The sequence below is a fragment of the Sulfuricaulis sp. genome, assembly GCF_049587675.1.
Taxonomy (GTDB): Bacteria; Pseudomonadota; Gammaproteobacteria; order Acidiferrobacterales; family Sulfurifustaceae; genus Sulfuricaulis.
Map to the genome: position 1 here is coordinate 1 of NZ_JBAVEJ010000042.1, position 11142 is coordinate 11142.

The window sequence follows — 11142 nt, forward strand, 5'->3', positions numbered from 1 at the left end:
GACGTTCGATGCTGAATTGCGCCTGACGAGTATTAATCCCGCCGGCGAGATGTTGTTCGAGGTCAGCGCTAAAAAAATTGTCGGCCAAAAACTCACCGATTTATTGCCGCAATCACGGCGCATGAAAAAGACACTGCGCCAAACGCTGGAGAGTCGGCATCCATTTACGGTACGCGGCGTGCGACTGCGGCTGCCGATGGAGCGAACCATCACCGTGGATTGCATCGTCACGCCGCTTATCGATAGCAGTCAGGAAACCGCGTTGCTGGTCGAACTCACGCAGGTGGACCGCATGATGCGTCTGGCGCGCGATGAAAACATCCTCGAGCGCCAGACGGCGAATCGTGCGGTGATGCGCGGACTGGCTCACGAGATCAAGAACCCGCTCGGCGGGCTGCGCGGTGCCGCGCAGCTTCTGGAACGCGAATTGCCGGACAAATCACTCAAGGAATATACGCGCATCATCATCCACGAGGCCGATCGCCTGCGTAACCTCGTGGACCGCATGATGGGGCCGCATCAGCCGCTGAAAAAAAAACCGGTCAACCTGCACGAAATCATGGAACACGTACGCAAGCTGATGCTTGTGGAAGTGCCGGTCGGCCTCACGCTGGAACGGGAATACGACCCGAGCCTGCCGGATTTCGAGGGCGAACCAGAACAACTGACTCAAGCCGTGCTCAACATCGTTCGCAACTCGGCCGAAGCGATACAGTACCAGGGCGTCATCCGCCTGCGCACGCGCATCGAACGCAGTTTTACCATCGGCCTAAAGCGCCATCGTCTGGTGCTGCGCGCCGATATCGAGGACAACGGCCCCGGCATCCCCGAGGAAATCCGGGAATATGTTTTCTATCCCATGGTGACGGCCAAGCCCGGCGGGACGGGCCTCGGGCTGTCCATCGCCCAGGACATCATTGCCAAGCACGGCGGACTCATCGAATGTGACAGTCGACCGGGGTTGACCGTGTTCAGCATCTTCCTTCCGCTGGAGAATGGTCATGGCTAGGCAGGATATCGTCTGGGTTATCGACGACGACCGCTCCATTCGCTGGGTACTGGAGAAGGCGCTCAGCCAGGCGGACATGACGGTAAAAAGTTTCGACTCCGCCAACGAGATCGCGGAACTTCTCGACCGGCAGCGGCCGGACGTGGTCGTCTCGGATATTCGCATGCCTGGCGTTAGTGGACTCGAACTGCTCGAGACCATCCACGCCAAGGCGCCGGAAATTCCCGTGATCATCATCACGGCGCACACCGACTTGGAGAGCGCAGTCGCGTCCTATCGCGGCGGAGCCTTCGAATACCTGCCCAAACCATTCGATGTCGACGAGGCAGTGCGTCTGGTGCGCCGCGCTGTCGAGCACCGCCGCCGGCAGAAGGTGGAGGCTCCGAGCAACGATCGCACACCGGAAATCATCGGCTCTGCGGCTTCGATGCAGGAAGTTTTCCGCGCAATCGGGCGGCTATCGGGCTCGCATCTCAGCGTGCTGATCAACGGCGAATCCGGCACCGGCAAGGAGTTGGTGGCGCACGCCCTGCACAACCACAGTCCGCGCGCCGACAAATCCTTTATCGCCATCAATATCGCCGCGATCCCGAGCGAACTGCTCGAATCCGAGCTCTTCGGCCACGAAAAGGGCGCCTTCACCGGGGCCACGCTGCAACGCAAGGGACGGTTCGAGCAAGCCAATGGCGGCACGCTGTTCCTCGATGAAATCGGCGACATGCCGCCGGCGTTGCAAACGCGCCTGCTGCGCGTGTTGCAGGATGGCAAGTTCTACCGCGTCGGCGGACACGATCAGGTGGAAACCAATGTGCGTATCATCGCCGCGACCAACCAGGACCTGGAGGACCGGGTGAAGCTTGGCAAGTTCCGCGAAGACCTGTTCCACCGCCTGAACGTCATCCGCATTCACTTGCCCCCGCTGCGCGAACGGCGCGAGGACATTCCGACACTGGCTCGCTACTTCCTCAAGAAATCCGCAATGGAGCTGAGCGTGGAAGCGAAACAACTGATGCCGCAGGCGGAGGAATACATGAGCGGCCTGTCCTGGCCGGGCAACGTGCGGCAGCTGGAGAACACCTGCCGCTGGCTAACCGTGATGGCCCCGGGTCAGACGATCCGCGTCGAGGACCTGCCGCCGGAGTTGCTTGCCGACGACGCCGAGAATGTCCGCAGTGCCGATTGGGAAACGCGGCTCAAGAACATCGTCGAACAGCGGCTGGCGCGTGGCGATGGTGAGATTTTCAAGGACATCAACGACAGCTTCGAGCGCATTCTGATCGAAGCCGCGCTCAAACACACCGGCGGACGCAAGCTGGACGCGGCGAAAAAACTCGGCTGGGGACGCAACACCCTGACACGCAAGCTCAAGGACCTCGGCCTCTAAGACAGCCTGGTTCCCGGGCGCTAATCAGACGATAGCGCGCATGTCCGGCGGCGCCATCTGACCACGCAGACGAATCTCGTGGACAAGATTCGCCTGCCGCTCGAGACGTATTAAATGCTCCACGTTGGTTCGCGCGAGCGCCTCTTCCTTGAGCCGGCGATTCTCCGTCTCGAACCGTCCGATATCTTCGTTGCTGACCATCCTACTGGGACCCCGCGGAATGCGCGCGAGATCGTAACCGAGTGCGGTCAACACGTCGCCCGCCACCGACTCAAACAGGCGAATGTCCTCTTCCGAAGCTTCGTGCAGGAACTTGCGAGTGTTGCCAGCCATGATCGGACGCACGACGTTGCTCCACAGGTCGCTCGATTCCGCCGCGCGGCGGGCCTCGTCCGACATGTAGAACTCCAGCATGGATGGGCTGAAACGCATACCCAGAAACTTGCACAGCTGGCGCATGGAAAGCTCCGGCTGGCTCGTGAGCGATTCGTAACTGATGCTGAAGAACCGGTTCGGGCCGATACGCTCGCGCATCGCGATCGCCATTACCTGGGTCGTCGCCCATTCCCGGGCGAGATGGTAGAAATGCTTCTCGCCCGTGACTGCCTTGCGCGACGAGACCGCCACGTCGCGCCCGTCACGATGGAGATATATATAACGCGGGCTGCGGAAATGCGCATCGATCTGCGGCAGATAGGCGATATTCGCCAGGCTCTGGCAGCACCAGCTGCGGACCTCCCAGGTTGCGGCCATCGCGTCGTACACGGCTTCGTACACTCCCATGAGCGTGCGCCGACGGCTACGCCGCTCGATGTCGGCACGGTCAAACGTTACGCCTTCCCACGAAACCGGATTGAGCTCAACCAGCCGGCAGACATCCTCGACGAGTTGCGCAAAGTTTTCCCGCTTATTGAGATCTCCGTAGTTCGGCATGAGCGGCATCATGCGCTGAAGGATGTGCGGCGGATGCGGTGCAGCGACGCGCGGCAGTTCGTTCAGCATCAAACGCAGCAAATTGGCGCCTGAGCGTGGTGTTCCGATCATGAAAATCTTCACGCGATCACCCCTGAATCAATGGTTCCCTGAGCGGTAAGAACTAAGTAAAGACCGCTACGTTCAGGATGCCTTACCGCTCGAACAAACAAACCGGCCGCTTGTCGGGCTAAAACCAAGGCGGCCGCAAGTTGGAAGCGGCGAAAAAACCGGGCGGATAACGCAACAACATGGCGCGCAAACCGGAGAAGATCAACTTTCGCCAGTAGCCAGTCGGTCCTTGATCAACATCGCCATCAGGCAATGGCGCGCATGTCCGGTGGCGCCATCTGGCCACGCGCGCGGATTTCCTGGATCAAGATGGCCTGACGGTCACGACGTTTGAGATCTGCCGCGTCGGTGCGATCGAGCATCTGTTCCTTGAGCCGCAGGTTTTCCGTGTCAAACCGCTGAATGTCTTCCTCTCTGAAAATCGTCTCACCGCCGCGTGGAACATACATGCGCTCGTAATTCAGGGCGTCCAATAAGTCTCCCGCCACCGATTCAAAGATGCGGATATCGTTCTCGGAGGCATCGCGCAGGAACTTGCGGGTATTGTCCGTCATGATGGGCTTGACCACGTTACCCCAAAGCCCGCTCGATTCGGCCGCACGCTGGGCTTCGTCGGATTTGTAAAACTCAAGCATGGAAGGATTGAAGCGTATGCCCAGAAATTTGCAGAGACGCCGCATGGACGGTTCCGGCGCGCTCGTGAGCGACTCGTAACTGATGCTAAAGAACCGGTCCGGACCGATACGCTCGCGCATCGCGAGTGCCAGTTGCTGGGTTGCGGCCCACTCTCTGGCGATGTGATAGAAATGTTTCTCACCTACCACGGCCTTGCGAAACGATACCGCCACGTCACGTCCATCACGATAGAGGTAGATGTAGCGCGGGCTATGGAAATGCGCCTCGATCTGCGGAAGATACTGAATGTTGGACATGCTCTTGCAGCACCAGCTGCCGGCATTCCAGGCTTCCGCCATGGTGTCGTACACCGCCTCGTACACGGCCATGAGGGTGTGCCGGCGGCAACGCATCCGGACATCGCGGCGCTTGAGCGTCACGCCTTCCCACGACACCGGATTCAGTTCGACCAGGCGGCACACATCCTCGACGAGCTGGCTGAAGTTCTCGCTCTTGTCGAGGTCGCCGTAGTTCGGCGCCAGCGGCATCACGCGTTGCAGGATATGTGGCGGGTGCGGCGCGGCAATGCGGGGCAGCTCATTCAACATCAGGCGCAACAGATTCGAGCCTGAACGCTGGGTTCCGATCATAAAAATATTCATGGCAATAACTCCTGGAGCAAGGTTTCCTGTTTGATGCGCCGCACCCGCGGCGCCCGACAACTCAATACAACCACCAGCCCGCCGCGCCCGCGGCCGGGATGATCCACACCGCTTCCACGCGAAAACGAATCAGCGCATAAAGCGCGACGGCAAAAATTGCGATTGAATACCAAACCGGCATCGCGCTCCGCCCCACGACCACGGCGGCGGCGAAGATCATGCCGATCACCGCCGGGCGCACGCCACGCAGGGCCGCCTGAACGGCGCTCGAGCGTTGCAGGCGTGCATAGGCGCCGGAAGCCAGCACCATGAGCAGCGCTGGCGGCGCGAAGATGGCGATGGTCGCAACCACCGCGCCGGCAAGGCCGGCGACCTTAAGCCCGATGAACGCCGCGCTGACTAGAATCGGTCCCGGCGTGATCTGGCCCAACGCAATGCCGTCGATGAACTCCTGTGTCGTCACCCACTGCTGGTGATTGACCACGATTTCCTGAATCAGCGGGATGAAAACGTAACCGCCGCCGAAGAGCATGACGCTCATGCCGGCAAACACGGCAAAAAGCTTGGTGAGAATGGCGGGATCGAGATTCCACCATGGCACATTAACCATCGGCATCGTGCCCAACATAAACGCGTGGGCGTTGAATTTCGGCCTGGAAGCTCTCCGTTTATTTCTCGGTTTGGTCGGCGTGCCGCTTTCCGTACGGAATAACAGCCAGCCGATAACGCCGGCGCCGACAATGATCGCGAGCGTGCTATAGAAGCCACCGATCCCGAGCAGCACCGCGAAAGCGCCGATGGCAATGGCGGACTCGCGCACACCGGCGAGCGATTTGCGGCTCATGTTCCACGCGGCCGCGACGATCACGGCGGTCACGGCGGGAATGAATCCCATGAAGAGTTTATTCACTGCCGGGATCTGGCCCCAGCGAAAGTAGGCAGCGGACAGCACCACGACGAGCACAAAGGCGGGAAGAATCGCGGCCGACGCGGCGACCAGTGCGCCGATGCTGCCACGCAGCCGGTAACCCACGTAAGTGCAGACATTGACCGCGACCGGACCGGGCAGCATCGACGCCAGCGAAATGCCATCGAGCATTTCCTGGTGCGTGAGCAGCTTCTTGCGCTCCACCACCACGTTCTCGACCACCGCGATCATAGCCATGAAGCCGCCGAAACTGGTGCAGGCGATACGGAAGAAAATCCAGAAAAGCACAGACAGGGAAACGTCCAAGGGGGAAGAATCAGATTGGCGACGCTTGGCTTTCATGAACTTCCCTATTAAAACAGGTCCACGCGCGTTGCGTGCTTAATTTCATACAGCCGCGATATCGCTGGAGTCAGGTCACGCGGTGTTACTGAAGCTGCAAGGAGTAAGTTAAGCTCCAGTCTGCGTGGCTGCACAACCGCTGGCATAAACAAATCGGCCGTCTGTCGGTTTACACGGCATGTCAAAAAATGGTCACTGGAATTGGCGGATTACCGGGCTAGGCTCGTCTTCTTACTGGGACATGGGAAATCGCGTATCGCGTATTCAGACACGACGGTCTACGTGGTGCCTAAAAATATCCCAAGTCAAAAAATATAAGCAGTCATGCTGTAGGGGAAACGGGTGCAACAAGGAGAGTTGTCATGAATATCAAGTCTACTCTGATTATTGCTCTGGCATTGCTCGCCGTTTCGATCGCGCCACCGCTTGCCGCGGAATCTTCCGGCGTCAAAAACATACCGCCGCTACAGGCAATCGCCTCCGCCATCAAGACCACCTTCTCGCCGGCGTCTTCCGCGCCGGCCAAAAATAATCTGCCGGAACGCATCGTGGAAGAGCAGGAAGCCCTGGTTTTCACTGCTCCGCCACGCGAATCGCCAGAAGACGCCCTGCAAATTTACCAGCCGGTGGCGGCCTACCTGAGCCAAGCCATTGGCAAGAAGGTCGTGTTCAAATACCCTGGAACCTGGGGCGTGTACCGCACCCAAATGCTGCAGGGGAAATATGACATCATCTTCGACGGACCGCATTTCAACAGCTACCGCATGGAAAAGCTCAATCACAACATTCTGGTGAAGATTCCCGAACGTCACGAGTTCGTGGTCATTGTCAGAAAAGACAAGGCCTCATTCGACACTGTCCAGCAGATGGCGGGACGGACTTTCTGTGCTCATGCACCGCCGAATCTCGCCACGCTTGTGCTGCTGAGCAAGTTCGATAACCCATCGCGCCAACCGGTGATCGTCAGTACGAATGGCTGGGATAAAATCTACGAAGGTGTGGTCAGCGGCAAATGCGTGGGCGGCGTCTTGCCCATGCTCAATCTGAAGAAATACGATCAGGCCGGGCTAACTAAGATTATCTTCAAGACCCAGGCCATGCCGAACCAGGCGTTTTCCGCCGGTCCGCGCGTATCGCTGGAAGATCAGGCGAAAATCGCCCAGGCATTGGCGTCACCAGATGCCGCCGGTCCAACGGAAAAACTGCGCGCTGCCTTCAAGGTCGGTGATAAATTTGCGCTGGCCAGCAACCAGGAATACCAGGGACTGGCAGAATATCTTCGCAATGAATGGGGTTACTACTGAGCTGCAGGAAGCGCAGTGGTGAGGCCCTTTCAAGACATATCATCTGGTTGAACAAGGAGGTCCTGTGTTTGGATTTAACAGAAGAATGACGACTGCCACCAGCCTGATATCGCTGGGCGCGATGATATTTGCCCCGGGTACCAGCGCCGCCGAACAGAACGTTCGCGAGAAAGCCCCCACCGCCCGCAAAGCCTCTTTCGCTCCGCCAGAGACGGCGGCCAACCGACCGTCACTCGAAGGCATCGCCCGAGGCATGCCAGCCGGCAGCGACAACATACTTGTGTTCAGCGCGCCGCCGCGCGAAACCGAGGAAGAAGGCATCCGCATGTATCAACCGATCGCGGAATACCTCTCGCGCATCATTGGTAAAACTATCGTGTACAAACATCCCAGCGACTGGCTCACCTACCAGACGCAGATGCAACGCGGCAGTTACGATCTCGTTTTTGACGGCCCGCATTTCAACAGCTGGCGCATCTCCAAGCTGCAGCACAGTGCCCTGGTGAAAATTGCCGGTGAGCACGTATTCGCCGTAGTGGTGCGCAAGGATGACAACCGCATCACCGACATTAAACAACTTGCCGGACAGAAGGTGTGTGGCATGAACCCGCCCAACCTGGGCACACTCGCGGTGCTCGGCGAATTCGATAATCCGGCGCGCCAACCGCTCATCATGAACAACATCGGTTGGGCCAAGGCATACGAGGGCGTGGCATTCGAAAAGAAATGCACGGCCGCGATTGTGCCGATGGAAAACCTTAAGAAATTCTCCAACAGCGAAAACCTCGTGCGTATCGTGTACAAAACGAAGGTGTTGCCGAACCAGGCATTCTCAGCCGGTCCACGCATTTCCACGGCGGACCAGGCGAGGATTGCGGCGGCATTGATTTCTCAGGAAGGCTCTCCGGCCATGGCCCGGTTAATATCAGCCAATGGCACCGACAAGGGACTGGCCTACGCGAGCAAGGAGGATTACGCCGGGTTGGATGTCTATCTGAAGGATACTTGGGGTTACGGCCGCTAGGACAAGGTTTTCGATTACAGCCAGCCTGACCACCAAGGACGTGTCATGGCGGCAAGGCACTTCGTGTAAATCCATTAACATATGTACAAAGGACAGAGAAAACCCTTGTAACGTTCAGGATGCATTACCGCTCGCGCAAACAAACCGGCCGCTTGTCGGGCCGGAAAGAATGCCAATATTGGTCATCTGGATTTGATGCCTTCTCCGGCTACGCTTTTCTTTTAGAGAACACGGTAGTTCGCTCGGTCTGACATGACGTTCCTGCGGCATCCGTGATTCTTCCAAGACATCGACAAGAAGCAATCGGGAAGTGGACGCAGCAAGGAGAGTCATCGTGAAAATCAGATCCGCACTGGCCGTTTTTCTGGCACTTTTATTCGTATTCATCTCGCGCCTGTCGGTCGCGGAATCCTCTGAAGCACAAAATCTCGCGCCGATGCAGGCCTCTTCTGCCGCGGCCATGAAGAAGGTCTCGTATACACCCGCTTCGGCCACCTTCGAAAAAAGCAATCTCCCGGAACACATTGCCGGGGAACAGGGAGCGCTGGTGTTCTCCGCGCCCCCGCGTGAAACCGAGGCCGAGGCCCTGCGCATTTATCGTCCCATTGCCGAGTACCTGACACACATCATCGGCAAAAAAATCGTTTTTCATTACCCGAAAGACTGGCTCACCTACCAGAAGGAAATGCAGCAGGGCAACTATGATCTCGTGTTTGATGGACCGCACTTGAACAGCTGGCGCATTTCCAACCTGCAACACCATACCCTGGTGAAGCTTGCAGACGAATACGCGTTCGTGGTCGTGGTGCGTAAGGAAGACAGGATTACCAACCTCAAGCAACTCGCCGGCCTGAGGATATGCGGCATGACGCCACCGGACTTCGGCACGCTGGCAGTGCTCGGCCAGTTCGACAACCCCGCGCGTCAGCCGCTCATCATCAACACCCTGGGAGCGACAAAGGTCTATGAGAGCGTAGCGATCGAGAAACAATGCAATGCCGGCATTCTGCCTGCGGCCAGCTTGAAAAAATTCAACGAAAGCAAAAATCTCTTGCGCGCGATCTACATGACGCAGCCCATACCCAACCAGGCGTTCTCCGCCGGTCCGCGCATTTCGCGGGAAGATCAGGCGCGCATCGCCGCGGCGCTGGTTTCACCCGAGGCCTCTCAGGTGGTGAGCCGCCTGATGGCGGCGAACGGTTCCGATAAGGGTCTGGCCTTCGCCGGCAAGAACGATTACACCGGACTGGATGTCTACCTGAAGGACAGCTGGGGTTACAGCCGCTAGGACAAGGATTTTCGTTTCACAACCAGCCTCACCACCGACGCCGTGCCGCGGTGGTGCGGCCCTTCGTGTAAATCCGTCAACATCTGCTGCAGCAACAGGATTTCTCCCTTCGAAAAGTCCTCGCGCACCGTCTCCACGGTATAGAGCATTTCCCTGACCGGCGGGCCGCCGGTTTTGTATTCGAGCTGTTCCGGCGTGAACGACTCCATGATCAGCACGCCACCGGGCTTGAGCGCCCGCAGCATTTTGTCGTGCATGCGCGCGCGGTGCTCCGGCGGGAAGTGGATGAAAATCGCGACGACAACATCGAACTCGTGCTCGGGCCATTTCCAATTCGTGAGATCGGTTAATTCCGTGCCAATCGAAACGCCTCGGCTCTTGGCCAGTTCCCGCGCCTTGCGCAAGCCCACCTCGGAGCCGTCCACCGACAGCACGTCGAGCCCCTGCTGCGCCAGCCACACCCCGTTGCGCCCCTCGCCATCCCCCACCGCGAGCGCCTTGAGGCCGGGCAGAAAATAATGTTTCTGCGACACCAGAAAGGCGTTCGGTTCCGTGCCGTAGGCGTAGCCCGGCTCGGAGAAACGGGAATTCCAGAAGTCGTTGGTCATGCCGGATAATCAATCGCCCGGGCTTTTGCCTTGCATGCGCTGCGCCAGTTGTTTGACTTGCAAGGGCTTGTCCACGCCGCGGAACACGACCTCGATGCCACTACCGCCGGCGCTGGAGAACTCCACATCGCCCACGCCCACGAGACGCTGCCACAGCGACTGGTTCACGTTGATGTTGCGCAGGTCCTGGACGCGGATGGATTTCACCTTGCGCGCGATCAGACCCTCGCGGCTTTCGATGGTCTCGCCATTGATCGTATAGGCCCACGAATAACGCCGATAAATCACCACCACGACCAGATACACAAACACCGCCGTGATCACCACATAAACCACCCGCAGGTTTTCGGTAGAAAAATATTGATGGCCCTTCAGATAGGCCAGAACGAAAACAACCGGCATCAGGAACAGAATTCCGATCTGCCACCACTGGTTCAGCCACGCCGGACGTGCGATATAGTTCATGGTCTCCTTCTCCGGGGATTGTCCCTGAGCTTGTTCTTTATCACGGGAAGCGAGGTATTTGTAGTCTTTCATATCGCTATTATTGTTCCGCCTGCGGCGGATTGAAAAGCTAATTGCGGGTGGCTCCGCCCCTGCACCCTGGGTTCCTTTCTCTTGCTTGTCCAAGAGAAAGGAACCAAAGAGAAGGACACCCGGTCGCTTCGCCGCGCCAACATCGCGCGGTACCCTGCGCGCTTCGCTTCAGCCGGGCGCTCGCCTAACTCGCCGGGCGCAAAATACGCGCCTCGGGCTCGATCAGGAGTCTCGCGAATACCCCCGGCCTTGCTCGGTGCTCGGCTCGCTCCGACGAGGATAAAAAAAACTAACACCACGCTTGAGCAGCCGAGGGGCCCGTGTCTGCCGGATCCGAGGTCAGCTCGATGTGCTTGTATAGTGTTATTTTCACTTCGCCATTCTCACAAATCGATAT

The 11142-nt window shown here is 58.4% G+C and carries 10 protein-coding genes; 5 read left to right on the plus strand and 5 right to left on the minus strand.

Annotation, left to right across the window (positions count from 1 at the left end):
- The coding region (glnL, locus tag WB402_RS01655; RefSeq protein WP_424205108.1) for a nitrogen regulation protein NR(II) at nt 1-1009 on the plus strand (1009 nt) is incomplete at its 5' end.
- A complete protein-coding gene (ntrC, locus tag WB402_RS01660; protein WP_424205109.1) occupies nt 1002-2393 on the plus strand; it encodes a nitrogen regulation protein NR(I) in 1392 nt (463 codons plus the stop codon). The genes glnL and ntrC, both read left to right, overlap by 8 nt.
- A gap of 24 nt (nt 2394-2417) precedes the next feature.
- Here the strand turns inward: ntrC and WB402_RS01665 are convergent, their stop codons facing one another.
- From WB402_RS01665 to chrA, 3 genes are all read right to left on the minus strand, one after another.
- A complete protein-coding gene (locus WB402_RS01665; RefSeq protein WP_424205111.1) occupies nt 2418-3449 on the minus strand; it encodes a sulfotransferase family protein in 1032 nt (343 codons plus the stop codon).
- Nucleotides 3450-3682: 233 nt separating this feature from the next.
- Nucleotides 3683-4714: a sulfotransferase family protein gene (locus WB402_RS01670; RefSeq protein WP_424205113.1), complete on the minus strand. Its 1032-nt coding sequence runs from the start codon at nt 4712-4714 to the stop codon at nt 3683-3685.
- 61 nt (nt 4715-4775) lie between these two features.
- A complete protein-coding gene (gene chrA / locus WB402_RS01675; protein ID WP_424205115.1) occupies nt 4776-5984 on the minus strand; it encodes a chromate efflux transporter in 1209 nt (402 codons plus the stop codon).
- 362 nt (nt 5985-6346) lie between these two features.
- Here chrA and WB402_RS01680 point away from each other — a divergent pair, with 362 nt between their 5' ends.
- From WB402_RS01680 to WB402_RS01690, 3 genes are all read left to right on the plus strand, one after another.
- Nucleotides 6347-7288: a phosphate/phosphite/phosphonate ABC transporter substrate-binding protein gene (locus WB402_RS01680; protein ID WP_424205117.1), complete on the plus strand. Its 942-nt coding sequence runs from the start codon at nt 6347-6349 to the stop codon at nt 7286-7288.
- 85 nt (nt 7289-7373) lie between these two features.
- Nucleotides 7374-8312: a phosphate/phosphite/phosphonate ABC transporter substrate-binding protein gene (locus tag WB402_RS01685; RefSeq protein ID WP_424205119.1), complete on the plus strand. Its 939-nt coding sequence runs from the start codon at nt 7374-7376 to the stop codon at nt 8310-8312.
- Between the two features lie 334 nt (nt 8313-8646).
- Nucleotides 8647-9600 (plus strand): phosphate/phosphite/phosphonate ABC transporter substrate-binding protein, encoded by a 954-nt coding sequence (locus tag WB402_RS01690; RefSeq protein ID WP_424205120.1) that lies wholly within the window; start codon nt 8647-8649, stop codon nt 9598-9600.
- On the opposite strand, the gene WB402_RS01695 is transcribed toward WB402_RS01690, so the two are convergent.
- Both WB402_RS01695 and WB402_RS01700 read right to left on the minus strand, forming a co-directional pair.
- A complete protein-coding gene (locus WB402_RS01695) occupies nt 9597-10208 on the minus strand; it encodes an SAM-dependent methyltransferase (RefSeq protein WP_424205123.1) in 612 nt (203 codons plus the stop codon). The genes WB402_RS01690 and WB402_RS01695 overlap by 4 nt on opposite strands.
- A 9-nt stretch (nt 10209-10217) precedes the next feature.
- Complete coding sequence (locus WB402_RS01700; RefSeq protein WP_424205124.1) at nt 10218-10745, minus strand: PH domain-containing protein; 528 nt, start codon at nt 10743-10745, stop codon at nt 10218-10220.
- Nucleotides 10746-11142: the final 397 nt, after the last annotated feature.